The organism is Parahaliea maris (assembly GCF_008064665.1).
In the GTDB taxonomy this organism is placed as follows: domain Bacteria; phylum Pseudomonadota; class Gammaproteobacteria; order Pseudomonadales; family Halieaceae; genus Parahaliea; species Parahaliea maris.
Genome location: NZ_VRZA01000007.1, coordinates 119,814 through 140,935 on the forward strand (window position 1 = coordinate 119,814; position 21,122 = coordinate 140,935).

At 62.1% G+C, this 21,122-nt stretch carries 15 protein-coding genes; 8 read left to right on the forward strand and 7 right to left on the reverse strand.

Annotated elements, in window-relative coordinates; all coding sequences use genetic code 11:
• Positions 1 to 25 precede the first annotated feature (25 nt).
• Complete coding sequence (locus FV139_RS17415) at positions 26 to 1,564, forward strand: CYTH and CHAD domain-containing protein (protein ID WP_148069758.1); 1,539 nt, start codon at positions 26 to 28, stop codon at positions 1,562 to 1,564.
• 12 nt (positions 1,565 to 1,576) lie between these two features.
• Here FV139_RS17415 and FV139_RS17420 read toward each other — a convergent pair whose 3' ends face one another.
• Positions 1,577 to 2,326: a slipin family protein gene (locus FV139_RS17420; protein WP_187276612.1), complete on the reverse strand. Its 750-nt coding sequence runs from the start codon at positions 2,324 to 2,326 to the stop codon at positions 1,577 to 1,579.
• Entirely contained in the window at positions 2,319 to 3,677 is a 1,359-nt protein-coding gene (locus FV139_RS17425) for an NfeD family protein (protein ID WP_213004150.1), read from the reverse strand. Before FV139_RS17425 ends, FV139_RS17420 begins: the two co-directional genes overlap by 8 nt.
• A gap of 171 nt (positions 3,678 to 3,848) precedes the next feature.
• On the opposite strand from FV139_RS17425, the gene FV139_RS17430 reads away from it, so the two are divergent.
• From FV139_RS17430 to FV139_RS17440, 3 genes are all read left to right on the forward strand, one after another.
• Positions 3,849 to 6,380 carry a patatin-like phospholipase family protein gene (locus FV139_RS17430; protein ID WP_148069760.1) on the forward strand — a complete coding sequence of 844 codons (2,532 nt, stop codon included), beginning with the start codon at positions 3,849 to 3,851 and terminating at the stop codon, positions 6,378 to 6,380.
• Between the two features lie 121 nt (positions 6,381 to 6,501).
• A complete protein-coding gene (locus tag FV139_RS17435) occupies positions 6,502 to 8,589 on the forward strand; it encodes a di-heme-cytochrome C peroxidase (RefSeq protein ID WP_148069761.1) in 2,088 nt (695 codons plus the stop codon).
• Positions 8,590 to 8,713: 124 nt separating this feature from the next.
• Complete coding sequence (locus FV139_RS17440) at positions 8,714 to 8,950, forward strand: YdcH family protein (RefSeq protein WP_148069762.1); 237 nt, start codon at positions 8,714 to 8,716, stop codon at positions 8,948 to 8,950.
• A 108-nt stretch (positions 8,951 to 9,058) separates the two neighbouring features.
• Here FV139_RS17440 and FV139_RS17445 read toward each other — a convergent pair whose 3' ends face one another.
• A complete protein-coding gene (locus FV139_RS17445) occupies positions 9,059 to 9,838 on the reverse strand; it encodes a hypothetical protein (protein ID WP_148069763.1) in 780 nt (259 codons plus the stop codon).
• A gap of 251 nt (positions 9,839 to 10,089) precedes the next feature.
• Here FV139_RS17445 and FV139_RS17450 point away from each other — a divergent pair, with 251 nt between their 5' ends.
• Positions 10,090 to 12,102 carry a pyrroloquinoline quinone-dependent dehydrogenase gene (locus tag FV139_RS17450; RefSeq protein ID WP_213004151.1) on the forward strand — a complete coding sequence of 671 codons (2,013 nt, stop codon included), beginning with the start codon at positions 10,090 to 10,092 and terminating at the stop codon, positions 12,100 to 12,102.
• A gap of 41 nt (positions 12,103 to 12,143) precedes the next feature.
• On the opposite strand, the gene FV139_RS17455 is transcribed toward FV139_RS17450, so the two are convergent.
• The 4 genes from FV139_RS17455 to FV139_RS17470 form a co-directional block, all read right to left on the reverse strand.
• A complete protein-coding gene (locus FV139_RS17455; protein WP_148069764.1) occupies positions 12,144 to 12,713 on the reverse strand; it encodes a phosphatase PAP2 family protein in 570 nt (189 codons plus the stop codon).
• 17 nt (positions 12,714 to 12,730) lie between these two features.
• Positions 12,731 to 12,961, reverse strand: a complete 231-nt coding sequence (locus tag FV139_RS17460) for a DUF2789 domain-containing protein (RefSeq protein ID WP_148069765.1) — start codon at positions 12,959 to 12,961, stop codon at positions 12,731 to 12,733.
• A 174-nt stretch (positions 12,962 to 13,135) separates the two neighbouring features.
• Complete coding sequence (locus tag FV139_RS17465; RefSeq protein WP_213004152.1) at positions 13,136 to 14,245, reverse strand: AraC family transcriptional regulator; 1,110 nt, start codon at positions 14,243 to 14,245, stop codon at positions 13,136 to 13,138.
• Positions 14,166 to 15,077 (reverse strand): GGDEF domain-containing protein, encoded by a 912-nt coding sequence (locus FV139_RS17470; RefSeq protein WP_148069767.1) that lies wholly within the window; start codon positions 15,075 to 15,077, stop codon positions 14,166 to 14,168. The genes FV139_RS17465 and FV139_RS17470 overlap by 80 nt, the downstream gene beginning before the upstream one ends.
• A 343-nt stretch (positions 15,078 to 15,420) precedes the next feature.
• On the opposite strand from FV139_RS17470, the gene FV139_RS17475 reads away from it, so the two are divergent.
• From FV139_RS17475 to FV139_RS17485, 3 genes are all read left to right on the forward strand, one after another.
• The gene (locus FV139_RS17475) at positions 15,421 to 17,961 is read left to right on the forward strand and encodes a TonB-dependent receptor (RefSeq protein WP_148069768.1); all 2,541 of its coding nucleotides are present in this window, start codon (positions 15,421 to 15,423) and stop codon (positions 17,959 to 17,961) included.
• A 75-nt stretch (positions 17,962 to 18,036) separates the two neighbouring features.
• Positions 18,037 to 19,962 (forward strand): phytase, encoded by a 1,926-nt coding sequence (locus FV139_RS17480; RefSeq protein ID WP_148069769.1) that lies wholly within the window; start codon positions 18,037 to 18,039, stop codon positions 19,960 to 19,962.
• Positions 19,959 to 21,104: an alkaline phosphatase PhoX gene (locus tag FV139_RS17485; RefSeq protein WP_148069770.1), complete on the forward strand. Its 1,146-nt coding sequence runs from the start codon at positions 19,959 to 19,961 to the stop codon at positions 21,102 to 21,104. The genes FV139_RS17480 and FV139_RS17485 overlap by 4 nt, the downstream gene beginning before the upstream one ends.
• Positions 21,105 to 21,122: the final 18 nt, after the last annotated feature.

The following is a 21,122-nucleotide window of genomic DNA, read 5'->3' on the forward strand; positions in this document are numbered from 1 at the left end:
TGGCGGACGCTAAAGTTGAAACCCGATGACCACCTCCGCTGACAACGTCCCCATCGAGACCGAAATAAAGTTCTCGCTGGCGCCCGCCCAGGCTCGAAAGCTGATGAAGCACCCGCTGGTGCGCCGGCATGCCACCGGTCGGGCCAAAACACGGCAACTTACCAGCGACTACTACGATACCCGCCATCATCGCCTGCGCAAGCGGGGCGCCGCACTGCGCGTGAGGACCTTTTCTGGAAAGCACGAGCAGACCGTCAAGCTTCCCGGGGATGGCCCCCTGGGTATGCAGAACTGCGAGGAGTGGACTGTGCCGCTGGATAAACCCGGGTTGGACCTGTCGCGCTTCGACACTGCATTGCGGCAGAGAGTGTGTGGCTCCCACCGGGATATCAACCTGCAGCGACTCTTCACCACCGAAATCCAGCGCTGGGCCAAGGTAGTCCGCACGGGTGACACCGAGTTTGAACTGGCGCTGGACACCGGCCGTATTGTCAGTCGAGGTGCCGGCCAACGGTCCCAGACCCTGTGCGAGGCGGAGTTCGAACTGCTACACGGCGACCCGCTGGTCATGCTGGACTTTATTATCGACCTGTCGGCCGATATCGACTTTGCACCGCTCTACCTGAGCAAGGCGCAACGGGGATTTGCCCTGGGGCGACCTGCACTGCGCCCGGTGCACCGGAAAGCCAGCGAAGTGCATCTCGATGCGCAGATGAGTGTTGGGCAGTCGTTCCAGCGCATTGTCGGTGAAGCGTTGGAGCATTTGCAGAGTAATCACCAGCCGACGCTGCAGGGCCAGCCAGGGGGAGTGCACCAGAGTCGGGTGGCGATCCGCCGTATTCGCGCCGCCCTGCGCGCGTTCAAGCGCGTGCTGCCCTACGACAAGTGCAAGGCCTTCAATGGCGAATTTCGCTGGTTCCAGGCGCGTTTGTCTCCCGCCCGGGATTGGCACGTGTTCTGCGAAGAGACCCTGCCGTCGATCGTGGCCAGCTCGTCACTGCCCGCTACTGACTGGCAAAAACTGCAGCGAGTCGCCCGGCAGGAAGCGAGGCGTCAGGCGGGTGATGCCGCCGAGTTGCTGTGCAGCAAGCGCTACACACGGCTGATCCTGGAGTTCCAGCGCTGGGTGCTGGCGCTGGAACGGGATCACCCTGCGCTGTACCGCAAGCGTCTGGTTCCCTTCGCCCGCAGTGTGCTGAACAAGACCCGGCGTGACCTGCTCGAGGACGCGCGCCCATTGTCACGGATGAGCGAGGAGGAACGCCACACCCTGCGCAAGGTGGGCAAGAAGGCGCGCTACGCGACCGAATTTTTTGCGGGATTGTGGCAGGGAGTGACCGTTACCCGCTACCTGGACCTGTTGGAAAAACTCCAGGACGCGCTCGGTATCGCCAACGACGCGGTGGTGGCCCGCCAGCTTCTGGCGAGCCTGACGCCGAGCCGGGTGCCCGCCGCCGTCGTGCTGGCGATCAGGGCCTGGTCGGAAGCGCAAGCCCAGGCGGCTATCCGGCCCGCCCAGCCGGTATGGCGAAATTTACAGCGGGCAGAGGTGTTCTGGGACTGACATTGCTCGCGGCTACTCGCTGCGCAACTTCTGCAACAGGTCAACCGGCAGCGGGAACACGATCGTGGAGCTCTTGTCGCCGGCAATTTCCACCAGGGTCTGTAAATAGCGCAACTGTATCGCCTGCTCCTGGGTGGACAGCATTTGCGCTGCACTGGCCAGTTTTTCCGCCGCCTCGGATTCGCCAATGGCGTGAATGACCTTGGCCCGACGCTCCCGCTCTGCCTCGGCCTGCTTGGCGATGGCCCGGACCATGGTCTCGTTGAGGTCCACGTGTTTGATCTCGACGTTCGCCACCTTGATACCCCACGCTTCGGTCTGCTTGTCGAGAATATGCTGGATGTCGTTATTCAGGGTGTCCCGCTCCGCCAGCATGTCGTCCAGTTCGTGTTGCCCGAGTACCGACCTCAGCGTGGTCTGGGAAAGCTGGCTGGTGGCCTCCAGGTAATTTTCTACCTGGATGATGGCCCGTTCCGGGTCCATCACCCGGAAGTAGATGACCGCGTTGACCTGTACCGACACGTTATCCCGGGAGATAACGTCCTGGGTGGGTACATCCATGACAACGGTTCGAAGATCAACCCGTACCATTTGCTGCAATATGGGGATCACGATGATCAGGCCGGGACCCTTGACCCGATAAAAGCGCCCGAGCATGAAAATCACCCCGCGTTCGTATTCCCGCAGTACCCGGAACATCGAGATCACCAGGCCGATCAGCATGAACAGGAGCATGGCTCCAAAGTATTCGAACTCAATCATCTGACGCACTCCCTTCGAGTTTGCGGACCTCCAGAGTCAGGCCGTGCAAGGCCGTGACTTCCACTTCATCTTCGACGGCCAGCGCACTGTTGCAGTTGGCCTGCCAGAGTTCGCCCTCGAGCCACACATAGACCTCGTCACCCTGGCAGCGTTGGACGACCGCGCGCTGGCCGAGCAGGTGTTCAGCCCCGCTGACCAGGGCCCGCCGCCGGCTCCTGGCCAGCATGCCGAGGGCAAAGATCAACAGGGCGGCGCTGAATACTGTGATGGCTACGATCATGGGCATGGCGATCTGGTAAGCGGGCAATTGCGTGTCCATCAGCATGATGGACCCGAATACAAAGGCGACAATGCCGCCCAGTCCCAGGATGCCAAAGCTGGGCGCAAAGGCCTCCGCCGCCATGAGCGCTATCCCCAGCAGAATCAGGCCGAGCCCGGCATAGCTGATAGGAAGCACCTGGAACGCGTACATGGCCAGCAACAGACTGACGGCCCCGACCACGCCCGGCAGTCCGACGCCCGGGTTGTAGAACTCGATCAGCAGGCCGTAGATGCCGGCCAGCATCAGCAGGTAGGCGATGTTCGGGTTGGTAATGACGGCGAGGAATTCACTGCGCCAGTCCATCGGGTGTTCATAAACGGTGGCAGTTTCGGTGTCCAGCGTCGCGCTGTGGTCTCCCAGTTGGACTGTACGGCCGTGGACTGTCGCCAGCAGTTCCTCTCTCGAGGTGCTGACCAGATCGATGACGCCCTGTTCCAGCGCGGCGGAGGCCGTCAGGCTGGCGCCTTCGCGCACCGCCCGTTCGGCCCACTCGGCATTGCGGCCACGCAATTCCGCCAACCCGCGCAAGTAGGCCACGGCGTCATTGATGATCTTGTGTTCCATTGCGGTGCCGGGCTGGTGAGCCTCCGGCCCGGGGGCTGCGTCTCCGTCAGGAGACTCCTCCGGGGCATCTCCCCGGGGCAGGGACGGCACACCGGGAGAACCTATCTGCACCGGTGTCGCCGCGCCCAGGTTGGTGCCCGGTGCCATGGCGGCTATATGCGTGGCGTAAAGAATATAGGTGCCGGCACTGGCGGCGCGCGACCCGCTGGGAGCCACATACCCGATGACCGGTATGGGCGATGCGAGGACGGCCTTGATCATGTCGCGCATGGCGGTATCCAGGCCCCCGGGGGTATCGATTTGCAACAGTACCAGGCTCGCACCGGCTGTGTTGGCTGTCGCCAGGCTGCGAATCATGTGATCTGCGGTAGCGGGGCCGATGGCGCCGGTAATGCTCACCTGCCAGACAGCACCGGGCGGCGCCTGCCCGACGGCCTGCGACGATAACGCGAGCAGCCATGTCATTATCAGCTGGTAGATAAAACGTCTCATATCTCGACGAATTGTTGGTATATCTATCCGTAGTATAGATAAGCTTGGTTCAGCTGCCGGTGGTGGGCTGGATGAGCGCGGGCTGCGTTGATCGGTTACGGTCACCGCCAGTCCGGATAACGATAAAGAAAAAGGGGGTAGGCTATGGAAGGTCCTGGTCAGGGGGAGTTCAGGGAGGTTGTCTTTCCCGAGGAGCTGGTAGAAGTGGCACGGCGTCGGGAGCAGGTGGACCCGCGGCCCCTGCCACAGCCGCAAGCTCCCTCCGTCGACAATGAACTGGTCGGTCTGGCGATTTCCGGGGGCGGTATTCGTTCGGCGACCTTCGCCCTGGGTGCGGTGCAGGGTTTGGCACGGCACGGATTGCTGCGGCATGTGGATTACCTGTCCACGGTCTCGGGCGGAGGGTATCTGGGAGCCTGCATCAGCAGCCTGCTGACCAACCCGAAAGCCGGCGTGGATGCCAGCGATTTTCCCCTGCGCTACACCCGTGGCTGCAGTGAACCGGCGGCGTTAACCCACGTTCGCAATTGCAGTAATTACCTCGACCCGGGTGGCCTGCTCAACACCCTGCGGATTCCGGTGTTACTGCTGCGCGGAATGCTGCTCAACCTGTGTGTTTTCCTGCCCTACATTCTGGGAGCGGTCATCGTCACCCAGGCGGTTTACCTGCTGGGGCCGGATACCAACTGGCTACCCCGGGTTGTCATGCCACTGCTGGTGGCGTTTGCGTTACTGACGATCGCATTTCCCGTCGCCCAGCGGATTTTGCGACGGCGCCTGAACTGGACCTGGCGTGACCGCCTGGAGCGCTGGTTGGCGGTACCGTTGATCGTTGCGGTGCTCAGCCTGCTGTTGATTCCACTGTTGAACCTGACCCGCCTGGCCATTGAGCACAATGCCAGCCAGGTGGCGGGTTTTCTCGATGGTTCCGATGGTCTTCGCCTCTGGCACCTGGGGGCACTGGTCTTTGTGCTGTTGCTTCTGCTCAGCCTGCTGGGTCGGGCGTCGACCCGCTTTGCGCCCTGGGTAGGGCGGATCTTTGTCGGGCTCATTGCCGTCATTGGTCCGGTGCTGCTGTTCGCGGCCTACCTGACGCTGTGTCTCTGGCAGATTGAGTCGCCATATCTGCCAGCGGGCTCGAGCACAGTGCTCAATCGGGCCCTGGGCTGTGAGCAACCCTGCCTGGTGGAGGGTGCGCAGGTGGACCAGCGCCAGCGGCAAGGCGGGCTGGTCGCCGCAGTCACAGGATTGTTTGCGGCAGAAACACCGCCGGATGACTTCGGCCAACTGGTCACTGAATTGCGCGGGCGGGGGCTGGTGCTCACCGACGATGCCCGGGTGTTCTGTGCCTCCTCCGGGAATTGTCTCGAGCAGCCAGCCTCGTGGCAGCAGGACCAGCGGGTGTGGGTACTGACCAATAGTGCCGGCACGACCAACCCCTGTCCGCCCTCGGATTCAGCGGGCGGCTTCAATGCTGCGGATGGACTCTATTGCCATTACCTGAAACGGGTTTCACCCGACCATCTGCGGATATCCAACGGGGCTGCCATGCCCTGGGCGGATGAGGAGAACCTGTGGTTTGTGCTGTTGTTTCTCGTGGTGCTGCTGTTCAATCGGTTTTTCCTGGATATCAATATCATTGGCCCTCACCGTTTCTACCGCGACCGCCTCAGTCGCGCGTTTCTGGTCGGCCTGGGGGAGGAGGACGAGTTGGTTGCCCGGGATGGCCTGACCCTGTCGAGCCTGAATGCCGAGCACACCAGTGCGCCCTACCACCTGATAAACGCCGCACTCAACCTGCAGGCAGACCGGGATCCGGGCTTGCGTGGCCGGGAGTCTGACTTCTTCCTGTTCAGCAAGCGCTATTGCGGCAGTCGCCTGACGGGTTATGTCGCCACGCCCTCCCTGGAGAAAGCGGACCCTCACCTCGACCTGGGCACCGCTGTTGCCATCTCGGGCGCAGCTGCGGCGCCCAATGCCGGCCGCCAGACCAAACGGTCGCTGAGCTTTGTGCTCACACTGCTGAATATCAGGCTGGGCTACTGGCTGCCCAATCCCCGGCGGGTAGCCCGGCGCCACCTCATGCAGCACTTGCGTACCGGCTGCGCCCGGCCGTCGCTGATGTGGCGCGAGGCGCTGGGCCTGCTGGATGCCAGGCACTCCCACGTGAATGTGTCCGACGGCGGGCATATCGAGAACCTGGCCATCTACGAGTTGTTGCGTCGCCGCTGCCGCCTGATCGTCGCCATCGATGGGGAGCAGGACGCCGAACTGCGCTTTGACGGCCTGGTAACCCTGCTCCGCTTTGCCCGTATCGACCTCGGCGTGGAAGTGGATTTCAATCGCGAGGGGGAGAATCAACTGGATGCCCTGCGCCTGCAGGACGGGCGTGTAAGTCGTCGTCACTGGGCCCTGGGCACCATCCATTATGGTGACGGCGAGACGGGCCAGTTGCTGTACATCAAACTGTCCTACACCGGGGATGAGCCGGCCACTGTGCGGGCTTATCGGGAGTTGCAACCGGCATTCCCCCATGAGTCCACGGCGGACCAGTTCTTTAATGAAGCCCAGTTCGAGGCCTATCGGGCCCTGGGTGAGCATATTGTCGAGGAACTGGCGCGGGAACTGCCGCTGGACTCGCTGGTACAGAGTGAGGGGCGGGAAAACTGGAGATAACGGCAGAATCAACTTGAGATCACCCGGCTGATCAACATACTGAAGGAAGCGGCACCAACAGTGCCAGTCACTTGGTCCTGCCATGGATGGAGGCAGTAGCTGCCGCCAGGAGGAAGTGTTCATGACGACGGTAAACTCGCGCTTACTGTACCGGTGGTTCAAGGGGCTGCTTTGGCTACTGCTGGTGTTGGCCCTTATCGCACTGGTCTCCTGGCTCAGAGGGCCGTCATTTGGCGCGGTCATCGAGGGGCTGACACCTCCCCATCTGCCGAAGGTCGATTACTCTGGCAAGCAGCGGGTCTGGCCACAGCAGAACTGGGACGCGCCCCTGCGGCAGAAGTACCACCACATCAGCCAGGGTACGCGCACCCTGCCCATTCCCCTGAGCTGGCTGCTGGCCCTTGAGCGTCCGGTCGACAACCTGCTGACGCTGCCCTTCGGTAAGCGCGGCAAGTTCAGCGATGACGACTACCTGCTGCGCTTCGGCTTCATTGGCAGCGAGCGCAGCGAACACAACCCCCACGGTTTGCCGGTGGGTTTCGCCGCGACCCCGTCACAGAACCTGCCCGGTGTCAGCGGCCAGGTAACGGCCGTGGGCTTCAATTGCGCGGCCTGTCATACCAGCCATTTCACCTACGGCGATACCGAATACATCATCGAGGGTGGGCCGGCGACCACCGACCTGGGCCAGTTGACCAGTGCCCTGGGCGCCGCATTGGGCCAGACGCTACTGTCTTCGAAGGTGCCGCTGGTGAAAGGGCGCTTCTACCGCTTTGCCGATGCCGTGCTGGGAGAGGATGCTGCTACCGATGCCAATATCAGCCAGCTGGCGAAGGACCTCGAGTCCCTGGTGGAATACCTGGCCGGTCTGCCCGCCGCGGTGGATACGGTTGAAGGCTTCACCCGCCTGGATGCGCTGAACCGCATTGGCAACCAGGTATTCGCGCTGGACCCCGGCAAGTTCGAGAACTACGTGCCCATCAATGCGCCGGTAAACTACCCCCACATCTGGACCTCATCCTGGTTCAGCTGGGTGCAGTACGATGGCTCCATCATGAACCCGCTGGTGCGCAATACCGGTGAGGCCATGGGCGTCAGCGCCTACCTGGATACCCGTTCGCCGCACGAGGAGAGGCGCTTCAGCTCCTCCGTCAAGGTCGACAACCTGTACTGGATCGAGCAGTCCCTCAGTGGCACAAACCCGCTGCCCGAACAGCGTTTTAACGGCCTGCTGTCGCCTCCCTGGCCGGAGAGTCTGCCCGCTGTCGACCGGGCGCTGGCACAGACGGGGGCGGCGCTCTACCGCGAGCACTGCGAGGCCTGTCACCTGCCGGCCCCCGACAGCGAGCGCTTCTGGTCACATTTCAACCCGGTGGAGTACTACGTTAACGACGAGCGTCGGGAAACCGAGCAGGCACTCCTGTCCGTCCACATCATTCCCCATGCCCAGGTGGGTACCGATCCCGCCCAGGGGGAGGTGCTGGTCAGCCGCACGGTGAACACCGCCGGGATGGGGAACAGTAACGGCTTCTCCAACTTCCGCGGAATGGGTGTGGGCACCGAGGTGTGTACGCGTGCCCCCGGGATGCCGCCAAACCCCTATCGGCCGGGGTACCCCGACGACCGCAGCGCACCGCCCTCCCGCCAGGCCGGCAAGTTGGTCAATGTGGCGGTCAGCGACGGCCCCAATCTCAGCTTCGCCCTGGCGTTGGGTGCAGTGGTTCAGCAGGTGAACAACGAATGGTTCCTGCAGAACTACTACAGCGCGGCGCAACAGGCACTGTTCGAAGAGGGCAGGCCCAATTGCCTGCAGGCAGGCCAGGGCTACAAGGCGCGCCCGTTGAACGGCGTCTGGGCGACCGCGCCCTTCCTGCACAACGGTTCGGTGCCGACCGTCATGGCGCTGCTGTCGCCGCCCGATGAGCGGCCCTGCTTCGTGGAGCTTGGTGGCATCGAGTTCGATCCGGTTCATCTTGGCCTCGCCCAGGACATCGAATTGGCCTGTGGTGAAGAGGCGCCGGCAAAGTACGGCCGCAACGGCCGTTTTATCCTCGATACCTCGGTTCCCGGCAACAGCAATCGGGGGCACGAATTCTCCAGTCGCTACGACGCGACAAAGTCGTGGTGGGATCAACCCATGGGCGTGATCGGCCCCGAGCTGGAAGAGTCGGAACGCCTCGCAATTATCGAATACCTCAAAACCCTGTAGGCGCGGTCTGGCTTGGCTTCCCTTGAGCTGGATCAATAGGCATGGCGCAGGAATTGTCTACTATGGAAGACAGGGTTGGCCCACTCTACCGGCCCGCCATTTACATGATGAAAGAGGTTCTTCCATGTTGATCGAGAAACACAGCCTGATAAATGATTTCCCCGAATTCAGGGATCGCATTCATGACCTGAAGATGTCGGATGTAAATTTTGCGTCCCAGCTCGAGAAGTACACCGAGCTGGACAAGGAGATCATCCGCATCGAAGAGGGCATTGAGAACGCATCGGACGATTTTCTCGAGGGTCTCAAGATGAAGCGGGTTCACCTGAAAGACGAACTGGTGGACAAGCTGCGGGGCTGATCGGCCTGTTCATCATCTCGTCATCATCAGGCCATCGACACGGAAGCCGGCGGCTTTTGCTGGTCAGGGGCGGGAGCTGTTGCCCGCCCCTGCCAATACAAGCGATGGTTACGGGGCAGGGTTTATGCCCGCGTTACGCACCGTCGTCGAATGGTACACGCGGGAACTGTCGCAACTGATCACCCCCTGTGCCATCTGCAGGGTGCTGCGCCAACCCTGGCCGTTGACGTAGCCGTCCCAGGAGGCGCCAAACGCCGCCAGGTCGCTATAGCTGGTCACCAGTTTGTAGTCCCACTCGGGGTTGTTGTTGCCGGGCCCCGGTATGAAGGCCCACACGCCGACGTCACTGCCGTCCGGGTACCGGCTCTGGGCGATCTTCTGCTGCACGGCCATCCCCTCGTCCGGCGTCTTGCCTTCCGCCATGGTGCAGTTGGCGAACACTGCGATGCCCGACTTGCCCGGCCAGCTGGCTGGCGGTGGCCTCAGGTTGACGGATGCGGAATTGGAGTGTTCGCTACAGGTCACTACCTTGTCGAACTCGGCATTCAGGTCACCACCTTTGTCCATCCAGGTCTGTAGCCCTTTACCCATGTCGATTCCGTTCTGCCAGGCGCCCAGCCAAACGACCTCCACGGGAGTATTGGATGAAATAAAGATTGGGCTCAGTACCCAGGCGCTGTAAGGCACCTTGAAATTGCTGTCGGCCCACTTGGTCCAGCGGGTGATTACTTTGTCGAGGTCATTACGTGTCTGGCCTTCGTTGTAGGTACACAGGTACGCCTCGATCGCAGTGAAGTTTTTGAGTGGTGAGTCTTGAGAAATTGCCGGGCTGGCTGCGAGCAAAGGGAGTGAAAACGCAAGCAACAGAGTGCTTCTGGAGTGGGTCATGGGGGATCCTCCGGGCTTATTGGTATTGTGCTCCCTGCCTGATCACCGCCGTTTCGACTTCCGCTGTCACAACGTTTGTGAATTATAGCTAGCGAAACTCGTGCGAACCGCGCGCCTTATACCGATTGTTGTTATAGGCTACTTTTTAATAACCGAATGCATGTTGCTATTGCCTGCACGGCGAACAAGCCCGGGCTGACGCAACAGTGCCATGGGCCGCGCAGCAACACCAGAAGAGGTGGGATCAACCGTTGAAAAAATCCCTGTGCATAGTGATCGTTCTTTGCGTCCTGGGCCTGTTGCCGTTTCTGGGCGGCTCGGTGATCTGGCAATTATCTGGTGTGGACCGCCTCGACATCCACGGCGCGGCTGATCTTACCGGGCGCGATGTGCGCGCCTCTGGTATCGGGCATGGCTGGACCAGTTACGGTGGTGACACGGGGGGGCATCGCTACAGCCAGGCCCGGCAGATCACGCCAGCCAATGTCGCAGCACTGGCGCCCGCCTGGCGTTATCGTACCGGCGACCTGGCGCGGCGGCCGGATGCCATGCGCGATGCGGCATCCGAGGGCACACCGATTCTGGTGGAGGGTTCGCTGGTATTCTGCACGCCGTTCAATGAGGTGATTGCACTCGATCCGGGAACCGGGAGTGAGCGCTGGCGTTTTGACCCCGGGATCGATCTCCAGCAACGGCCCGCCAACCAGTTTGTGTGTCGCGGCGTTGCCTACTGGCAGGGTGAAGATGTCGAAGGCCACTGCAGCCACCGAATCCTTATGGGTACCAACGATGCCCGCTTGATTGCCCTGGACGCACGGAGCGGACAACGCTGTGCAGACTTCGGCGAGAAGGGGCAAGTGCACATCGATCCCGGCATGGAGCTGTGGTGGGCCGGGGAGTACCAGGTCACGTCTCCCCCCGTCGTGATCGGCGATACCGTGATTCTCGGGTCGGCAATCAGTGACAATGTGCGGGTGGTGGCTCCGGCCGGTACGGTTCGAGCTTTTGATGTGCGCAGCGGCGCCCTTGCGTGGACTTTTGACCCCATTGCCCGGCGCCCATCAGGTGATGGAGAGCCCGTAGCGGGGCACGCCAACGTTTGGGCTCCGATGTCTGTCGATGTTGAGCGGGAACTGATCTTCCTGCCGACCTCCAGCCCCAGTCCGGATTTTTATGGCGGCCTGCGCTTGCACGAGCAGCCCTACGCCAATGCGGTGGTGGCCCTGCATGCTCGGACCGGTGAGGTGGCCTGGAGCTTCCAGACGGTACACCACGACCTCTGGGACTATGATCTCCCGGCACAGCCGGGACTCTACACCGTCTGGAAAAACGGGCGCCCTCACGATGTGGTAGCCCAGGTGACCAAGACAGGTATGGTGTTTGTACTCGACCGCGACAGTGGCAAACCCTTCCTTCCAGTGACCGAGAAGCCGGTGCCTCGGGGCGCTGTTGACGGCGAGGTCCTGTCGGCGACGCAGCCCTTTCCCGTGACCCCGCCCATTGTTCCCCAGTCCGTGTCTGCCGATGAGGCCTTCGGTATTACCTGGTTCGACAGGAACACGTGTCGGCAAGGGATTGCCGAGTCCCGTTCCGAGGGGCTGTTTACGCCACCATCTGAGCAGGGAACCCTGCTGATACCGTTTACGGGTGGCGGCGCCAACTGGGGCAGCGCCGCCTACGACCCGGCGCGCAATCTGCTGGTGGTCAACATGAGTAACATGGTGCACAGGGTGACTCTGTTCCCCGCAGACCAGGTTGAGGAAATGCGCCGTGTCTTTCACGACCAGGAGGTCGCACCCCAGCAAGGCGCGCCCTGGGGGGCAAAGCGTGAAGTGCTGCTTTCGCGGCTTGGCCTGCCCTGTAATATGCCGCCCTGGGGCGTGATTGCCGGTATTGACCTGGCGACGGGGAGTATTATCTGGCGCAGGACATTGGGTACCACCGAAGACCTGGCTCCCGGCCCCGCGTTGAAGCTGGGTACGCCGAACGTGGGTGGCCCCGCCATTTCCGCTGGCGGTCTGGTGTTTATCGGGGCGGCGATGGATGACTACCTGCGCGCCTTCGATGTGGCAACAGGGGAAGAGCTCTGGAAGGGTCGGCTCCCCGCGGGCGGCCAGGCGACGCCCATGATTTACGAATGGCAAGGGCGGCAGTTCGTGGTGATCTACGCCGGAGGACACGCCAGGCTGGGGACAAGGCTGGGTGACTACATGGTGGCGTTTGCGCTGCCGGAGGGTGGCCAGGGCGGCGAGTACCAGCCTTGACTCAGTAGTGTGCCTTTGTTGACGCACATTGCGGTGGCGATTCACATCGGGTAGCGATACCCCAACGCCCGGAACACCCGGCAGCCCAGCCAGCCTATGGCCAGTCCCAGTGCCGCGCCCGCGAGAGTGTCCAGCGGGTAGTGCACCCCCACATAAACCTGCCCCAATGCGATGGAGGCCGCCCATACCAACAGTGAGGGCATAAGCCACCAGCCCGGACGTTTAAAGGCGATGCCCACCAGCCAGGCAAAACAGAAATGATTGGCCGCGTGGGAAGAGGTGAAGGAAAAGGAGGGTCCGCAGGTCACCAACAAGCGCAGGGATTCGGCCAGTGCGGGTTCATGGCACGGCCGCGGCCGGCCCACCCAGGGCTTGATCAGCTGGCTACTCGTGAAATCACTCAGGCCAACACAAACGATCAGCAAGAGAAGAAAGGGCCATGCGCGTTGCCTGAAACGCCAAATCCACGCGAGCATCAGGATCGCGTAAGCAGGAATCCAGAATAAACGACTGCGCCACCAGGGCATGACGAGGTCGAATACCGGGTTCGACAAGGTGTTGTTGACCAGGAATAGGAGGTGTTGATCGAACTCAAGCATCAAGTCCAGCATCACTCGCCTTGAACGTGTTAGCGCCGCAGGCGTGCATCCAGGTGATCCACGACCTCTGCCCAGTCGGCGTCCTCTTCCAGGCAGTCACGCAGAAAGCGTGCCTGCCCCTCGTTCCAGAAATTCGCGTCCGCCAGGGGGACATTGGGCGGCAACACATGTCGGTCGATGAACGCGGCGATCTCGCTGTCCCCACTCGGTAGCCCGAGTTGTTCGAACAGCGACGGCATGGAGTGAAAGGCGGGTTCCATCTTCTCTCTCCTGGTTCGGTGTTTCCAGTAACAAGGAAAGCAGACAGGTCCGTCCCGTCAAGGTGGCGCGATAGTTGTTGCCACTGACGTTGCTAAACGACCCGTGAAGTGAGGCGATGCGGCATGATGCGCGGCAGGTGAGCGGGTTCCTGTCCTGGAAATGGGCTTGAGACCCTATAAGGCCAGTACGCTGGAGGGGGTGCTGCCGGTCCAGCGCTTGAAGGAGCGGCGCAGTCCGGCACTGTCGTGGAAACCCAGTTGTCGAGCCACGGCCTCGGTGCCAAGGCCCTGGCTGCGCAGCAGATAGATCGCCGTGTGCAAACGAGCCAGATCAAGCTGTTGCTGGAAATGAGTGCCGTGTTTCTTTAGGTGGCGCTTGAAGGTGGCAGGGCTCATTCCCAGCGACTCGGCTACGCTTTCCAGCTGTAGCGTGCGGTGATTCGCGGGCTGTTTGAGCTGCTGTTCCAGATGGTGGTAGACGGCTACCAGCAGCGGGCGGGGGGCAGGCAGCGTCTGGAGTTGCTGCCGGGCCTGTTGCAGGGCGACCTGGTGACTGATGCCGGCGGGCTTGATGCCTTCAAATAGCCATTGCCGGGGTACGCGCAGCATGTCGCAGGGTTGATCGAAATGCAGTGTCTCTCCCAGGTGCACCCAGTATTGCTCGATATACGGCGGGCGGCTATGGCGGAAGTGGAATTGCCAGGGCAGGTGTTCGCCGCGGTGACGCCGGCTGAAGGCAGCCACCGCAGTGGCGCTGGCCTCCAGCAGGAAGCGCCACTGTTTGCCGGTACCGCAGCTGTCCAGCCAATAGAGATAGCCGTAGTTCTCATCGACAACCAGTCGCGGCGACAGCAGGGGAGACAGCAGCGGGGCAAACTCCACCAGGCTCTCCAGTGCGCTGAACAGGTTGGGGGCTTGCGATAGCAGCTGGCTGGCGCCGTGAAGGTTGCCTGGCAGCAGGCGCTGGCCCAGCAGGAAGGCGCTGTCGGAGCTGTCCAGCAGGCGTTCGGCGTTATCCGCCAGCTGCAGCAGTTGCTCCTGGCTGATGCGGGGATTGCGCTGGATCAGGTCGTCCATGAACAGGCGTGTGCCACGCAGCACCCGGTCGCCGTGCAAACCCCGCTGCAAGCACAGGTCGAGCAACGTCAGGGGCAGGCCCTGCGCCTCGATGATGCCGCTGTCGCGCTCGTAAAAGGACATGGCGTCAGGCCTGTAGTGCCAGTGGTTGTCGGGCCCGGCACAACGCCAGCTGCAGGCGTTGTAGCAGGTCTTCGGGTGATTCATTCATGGCCATTACCACAGCGGTAGTGGCGTTGAGTTGCAGGCGCTCGCCGTGCTGCTGCGTGTGGTAGGCAAAGTGGCGTAGCGCATCGGCGAGGTCTCTCGCCAACTGGCCGGCCTGTGTTTCACCGGTGCCAGGCAGCAGCGCCACAAAGCGGTCGCCAGCCAGGCGGCAGAGCAGGTCCTGGTTGCGCAGGTTCAGCAGGATCAACTGGCTTACCGCCTGCAGTACGGCGTCGCCCTCGCGGTGGCCGAAACGCTGGTTGATGCTGTCGAAACCGTCCAGGTCCAGGGCGACCAGCGATACCGGGGTGGCGCCCTGCTGCGCCTGCTGGCACTGGGCAATTTGTTGGCGCAGGTAGTCTGCACCGGAGAGCGGGGTCAGGTGATCAAAGTAGCGGTGTTCGCGTAGCAGTCGTTCCCGCTTCTGCAGCTGGCCGCTGATCGCCAGTTGTTCGTGATGCCAGTGGAAGAGCCCGTAGGTGAGTAGCAATAGCCCGCTCGCCATTGGCAGCGATTCCAGCCAGTGATCCCAGTTGATGCCCTCGGGCAGCTGAATGAATTCGTCCAGTGCGTCTACCCACCAGGCGACAAACATCAGCCCCAGCCCGAGGCTCAGCAGGGTGGTGATGCGTCCGGCAGGGCGACTGTTGAGGATGAGGCACAGCCAGACGAAAACGAGCACGGCAGCCCCGCCTTCGCCGGCGATATCGGCCCAGGACCACTGTTCAGTCGGTTTCCATTCCCCTGCCCCCAGGTACAGCAGTAACAGGCTATTGGCGACCAACAGCAGTGCGAGCAACTTGGCGGTATGCAGACGTAAAAAGCTGGGCATGGGTAGTCGGCCAGTGGGGGAAAGCGGGGATTTGGCGTAGCTCAACAAAAGTTCGTGACAGTTTCATGACAGCTGTGGGAGGCATATCAGCTCACCCTGGTGTGCAAATTTCTGTGCCCAAGTGGCACTGCTGGTACCCGTGGTGGCGCGAGCCGTGACGCGCTGTACGTTTATCGTCACGCCCGCAAGGCAATTCAGCTCAAATGGCTGTCGCAGACGGGGCAAACCGGCGCGTTTAGAGGGGTGGCCACAATGGGTGTCACGTAACTGTCACAGTGGGTTCCTAGCATGCGCTGCAATTCGTCACTCGTATTTCGACTTTTGCAGAAGGGAAACCACCGCAATGAATACCCGCAACGCCGCTCCGGCACTCAAACATACGCTGCTGTTCAGGGCGCTGACCCGGGGCGCACTGCCTCTGGCCTGTTTTGCTTCGGTACCGGTCATGGCCGAGGTGACCCAGAATTCGGAGTCCGAACTGGAACACGTTCTGGTCGTGGGGCAGGGCGCCAGCCTCGACAAGGCCTTGCGGGAGCAGCGCCGCGCCGACAGCATCAAGAGCGTGGTCAGTGCCGACGCCATGGCGCAGATGCCGGATGAAAACGTAGCCGAAGCCCTGCAGCGTCTGCCCGGCGTCTCCATCGAGCGGGATCAGGGTGAAGGTCGCTTCGTCAGCGTGCGCGGACTGGGTCCTGACCTTAACAGTGTGCAGATCAACGGTACCGTGATTCCCTCCCCCAACAGCGGCACTCGCGCCGTGGCGCTGGACGTGGTGCCCTCGGAACTGGTGGAAACCCTGTCGGTGGTCAAGGCCGTTACTCCCGATATGGACGCCAACTCCCTGGGCGGCAGTGTGGCAGTGGAGAGCCTGTCCGCCTTCGATCGAGACGGCCGCTTCTACAGCCTTGCGGCGGAGTCCAACTACGACGACAACGTGGGCGAGACGAGCCCCAAGCTCTCCGGTGTTTACAGCGACCTTTTCAGTATCGGCGGCGACTCCGAGAATTTGGGTGTGGCGCTGGCGTTCAGCTGGCAGGAACGCGATTTCGGCTCGGATAATGTCGAGACCGGTGGCGGTTGGGATTTTGACGAGGGTGCGCGCCTGGAAGAGAGTGAGATGCGCGACTACATCATTACGCGCGAGCGCAGCGGCCTGGGGCTCAACCTTGACTACCGTGTAAGCGACAGTAGCAAACTGTATCTGCGTACGCTGTACAGCGAATTCACCGACACCGAGATTCGCAATGCCGCGGGGGTGGAGTTTGCCGATGCGCAACAGGCCGGTGAACAGGGCGACGCCGAGGGCTGGCGTGAGTTGAAGGACCGGGAAGAGACACAGGAAATCGCCTCTTTTGTGTTCGGCGGTGAATGGGATCTGGAGCAGTGGAGCGTCACCGGTCAGTTGGGCTACAGCCGCTCATCGGAAGATACTCCCGGCCATATCGCCGGCGCGGTCTTCGAAGGCGACGGTGACTTCACTGATACCCGTTTCAGCAGCGGCCGCAAACCGGTGCTTGTCGCCGCCGACAGCTTCTATGATCCCTCCGCCTTTGTGCTGGAGGAGGTGGAGTGGGGGCAGCAGAAGACCACCGACACGGAGCAAAATATTCGTTTCGATATTGCCCGCAGCTACCAGGCGTCCAACGCAGAGGGGGAGTTCAAGTTCGGCGGCAAATACAGCACCCGCGAAAAGGACAATGACACCAATGTCTGGAAGTACGAGGACTTCGCGGACTACGGCATCAGCGATGATGCGTTGTTGCTGAGCACCTACGCCGGTGGCGAGGTCGATTACAGTCTCGGCCGATTCGGCCCCGGTATCAAATCGGGGGGCATCGCCAGGCTGATCGGCGGGCTGGATGCCGAAGAATTCTATGACGAAGAGGAGTCGCGCATCGAGGACTTCGTCATGGACGAAGATATTACCGCGGCCTATCTGATGAATACCCTGGAGTGGGAGCGACTGCGCATGATCCTGGGTGTCCGTTATGAAGGCACCGAGTTCAGCGCCGAGGGCACCGGCCTGCGGGACGATGTTTACGAGGCTGTGAATGTCGACAACGACTACGATCACTGGCTGCCCGGTGCACACCTGCGCTACCAGTTGGGTGACGACACCCAGCTGCGCGCCGCCTGGACCAATACCGTGGTGCGCCCGACCTTTGAACAGGTGGCACCCGGTTTTGTTATCGATGGCGATGAAGCCAGCTTCGGCAATCCCGACCTCGACGCGTTGGAGTCAGCCAACTTCGATCTGGGCGTGGAGCACTTCCTGGGCCGCGCTGGCGTGCTCTCGGCCTTTGTCTTCTACAAGGAAATCGACAATTTCATCTATCAGACCGACATCGCCGGCACCGGGGCCTGGGCGGATTTCGATGAAGCGGAAACCTTCGCCAATGGCGACAGCGCTGATCTCTATGGTCTGGAACTATCCTGGTCCCAGCAGCTCGGCTCGCTGCCTGCGCCCTGGAATGGCCTGTTGCTGGGCGCCAACTTCACCTACAGCCGCTCCGATGCCACCCTGGTCGACGGCGACGAGGAGCGTGACATCGACCTGCCCTATCAGTCGGACCGGGTGGGCAATGCCATGGTGGGCTGGGAGAACAACACCTTCAGCGTTCGCTTGTCGGCCAACTACAAATCCAGCTACTTGCAGGAAGTGTCGACGGTAGACGACCCTGAACACGACCTGTTTGTGGATGCGCAGACCTTTGTCGACCTGACCGTGCGCTGGTATGTGACGCCGCAACTGCAACTGAGTTTCGAAGCCCAGAATATTACTGACGAGCCTTACTACGTCTACACCGGCTCCCGCGGCTTCAATGCCCAGTACGAGGAGTACGGCCCGAGCTTCAAGCTGGGCATTACCCTGACATCGATGTAAACACGGCTGAAACCTGGCCCTGCACCCGCTCCTGGTGAGCGGGTGCAGCTATGTTTGGACACAAAGAAGGTGAGTATGAAATTTCCTTTAATGACCGCACTACTGTCGGCCATGGCGCTTTATGGTTGCGCGGGGCAGGGCACGGCAGCTGGCAACAGCAGCTGGCAGAAACTCACGTTTGCCGGGGCCGGCACGGCAACGGTACTGGATAAGGCGCCGCTAGCAGAAGCGGCACTTGAAGTGCAGGCCCTGTCCGGTCAGGGCTTGCGCCTGGTCAATACGCAGGGCAAAACCCTGGCGTCGCTGGACGCTGGCTATGAGTCGCTGGACAGCCGCGCGCTGGGTGGCCAGTGGCTGATCAGTGCTGTGGATACGGTAGCGCAAAAAGCGGATCTGCTGCTGGTTTCTGCCGCGGGGCAGTTCGCGACGGCAGTGACACTGCCATCCCGTCCGTACCCGGTCGACGCCGCCTGTCTGTTTCAGGACGATGGCGGCAACAGCTTTGTATTCCTGATCAGTGAGGATGGCATTGGTGAGCAGTGGCTGGTTGCCAGCCAGCAGCAGGTACTGGCTGAGCCGCTTTCCCTGCGCACCCTGCCACTGCCGCCGCAGGCCACGTTCTGTGCGGTGGACGATGTTGCCGGCCTGCTTTACGTCAACGAGGAGTCCCAGGGCGTATGGGCTTACCCGGCAGCGGCCGAGGCTGACACCCTGCGCCTGCCGGTGGCGCAGAGGGCGCCCTTTGGCACACTCGGTGATGAAACTGCCAGTGTCGCGGTCGTTCCCGGCGGCGTGCTGGTGACCGATCCGTCGACCTCGCAGTTGCATCTCTATCGTCGCCAGGGTGAGCAGTGGCAGTTGGCGCAAAGCCTGGCCCTGCCCGATCTCGGTGACCCGGAGCAATTGCGGGTGAGCCCCGCGGCTGGCGGTTTCGAGATTGCCGTGCGCGACGATGACAGCGGCGAGTGGTATCAGCGCCGCGTTGACTGGCAGGCCGGGGATCAGGGTGCTGAGCCCGGCTTACCCTATGTGAAAGCTGCCGTGCAGTCCGAACCGGTGCGCGGCTTTGGTGATGCCGCCGATGACCCCGCCATCTGGGTGGATGCCAGGTCACCGCAGCGTTCGCTGATTCTCGGGACCAACAAGAAGCTGGGGCTGAAGGTCTATAACCTGGAGGGTGAACTGCTGCAATCCCTCGATATCGGCCGTCTCAATAACGTTGACGTGCGCCAGGGGGTGGTGCTGGACGGTCAGTCACTGGACCTGGCGGTGGCAAGCCACCGCGATAACAACAGTCTCAGCTTGTTTGTCATTGACCCGCTGACCGGGCGGGTACGCCACGCCGCTGACCTGCCGACGGATCTTGCGGATATCTACGGTATCTGCCTCTACCAGCCATCCACCGATAAACTCTACGCTTTCGCCAACAGCAAGGACGGCACAGTGGTGCAATACCACATAGCCGCGGACGGCGCAGATTTTCAGGCCGACGCCGTACGTCGCTGGCGGCTGGCAAGCCAGCCGGAGGGCTGCGTCGCCGACGACAGCGGCAGGCGCCTGTTTGTCGGTGAGGAGGATGTGGGTGTCTGGGCCTTCGCGGCAGACGCCGATGCGAGCACCGAACAGCACGCTGTGGTCATGGCGGGCGCGAGTCTTAAAGCCGACGTGGAGGGCCTGGCGCTCTACCACCGGGGCGCTGGTCTGTCACCCCTGCTGGTGGTTTCCAGCCAGGGCAACGACAGCTATCTGGTGATCGACAGCGAGCCGCCTTACCGGCAGCTGGCCAACTTCCGGGTCGGCATCAATGCCGCAGAGGCTATCGACGGCAGTTCTGAAACCGATGGTCTGGATGTGAGCTCGGCCAACCTCGGGGGTATCTGGTCGGAGGGCATCCTGGTGGTACAGGATGGCCGCAATCGCCTGCCCCAGGCGCAGCAGAACTTCAAGCTGGTTCCCTGGAGTGCAATCGCGCCACTGTTGCGGGAGGTGAGCGCCCCGTGATCGATCGACGTCACCTGCTGCGCCAGGCCCTGGCCACGCTGGCTCTGACGCCTCTGGCCCCACACCTGCGGGCGGCGGACGCCCGTTCTCCCACATGGCTGGACCTTGTCCACCAGGCCACCCTGCCGGAAGGGGCCAGCCTGCGGGTGCTGGCCCGGGCGGGGGAGCAGCCCCACCCCGGCAGTGACTATGTCTGGCACGGCGCCCCCGATGGCGGCGCCTGCTTTCCCCATGAAGACGGTGGCTGGGTTTATGCCTGCAACAGCGAGCTGCCCTCCGGTCAGGGCGGCGCCGGCGCGCTGCGATTCAATGCCGCCGGTGAGCTGATTGATGCCTATCGAATCCTTGGCGGCACCACCGACAATTGTGCCGGCGGTGCCAGCCTGTGGGGCAGCTGGTTGTCCTGTGAGGAAAACGGCGAGAGCGGATTGGTGTATGAGTGCGACCCCTGGGGGGAGCGCGAGGCGAGGGCGTTGCCGGCGCTGGGTGCCTTCAACCATGAGGCGGTGGCCATGGACCCTGCAACGGGCGACGCCTATCTCACGGAAGACCGTCCTGACGGCTGTCTCTACCGCTTTCGCCCCCAGCGCCCTGGTGACCTCAGCGAGGGCCAGCTGGAGGTGGCGACGCTTGACGGTTTGCAGGCCAGCTGGCTGCCCATCAACGATCCCGGTGCAAGTAGCAAGGCCCTGCGCTATCAACAGCCGGGGGCAGCCCGGTTCCGAGGGGGGGAGGGCATTGTCTATCACGCCGACCATGTTTACTTCACCACCAAGTACGATAACCGGGTGTGGTCGCTGAACCTGCGCAATGGCTATCTCAGCATGATCTACGATGCGACGCTGAGTGCCTCTCCCGTGCTGACAGGTGTCGATAACATCGCCGTCAGCCCCAATGGCGAGTTGCTCGTGGCGGAAGATGGCGGTGACCTGCAACTGGTGGGCCTGGCTGACAACCGTGTGGCCGTACCACTGGTGACACTGCATAATCAGGATCGGTCGGAGATAACCGGCCCCGCGTTCAGCCCGGATGGCTCGAGACTCTACTTCAGCTCCCAGCGCGGTTACAGCGGGATGCTGACGGATGGCATTACCTACGAACTGACCTTGCCGGAGGATCTGCGTTTCAGCCGCTTGCTGTAGGTGTGTTCGGGGGCGCCC